1 protein-coding gene is annotated in these 388 nt (G+C 65.2%); it reads left to right on the top strand.

Annotation, left to right across the window (positions count from 1 at the left end; translation table 11 throughout):
• On the top strand, nt 1-388 hold a 388-nt coding region (locus AB4Z42_RS28460; protein WP_442012592.1), incomplete at both ends, for an HNH endonuclease signature motif containing protein.

The following is a 388-nucleotide window of genomic DNA, read 5'->3' on the forward strand; positions in this document are numbered from 1 at the left end:
CGTGCCGGTTCCCGGGCTGCGATCAACCCGCCGACCACTGCGACATCGACCACACCATCGCCTACCCGACCGGCCCGACGCAGGCATCCAACCTCAAATGTCTATGCCGAAAACACCACCTGCTCAAGACATTCTGGGGCTGGCACGACCAACAGTCACCGGAAGGCACCGTCCGCTGGCGCTCACCACGCGGTCAGCGCTACACCACACACCCCGGTAGCCGTATACCCTTCCCGTCGCTGTGCCGGCCCACCGCATCCGTCTGTGTACCGACCAATGGGGCTGCCGCTCAACCGAACCGCGGCCTGATGATGCCGCGCCGCACACAGACCCGCGCACAGTCGCGGCGCGAATACATCGAACAACAACGCCGCCTCAACGACGACCA

It is taken from the genome of Mycobacterium sp. 2YAF39 (assembly GCF_052114565.1).
Lineage (GTDB): Bacteria > Actinomycetota > Actinomycetes > Mycobacteriales > Mycobacteriaceae > Mycobacterium.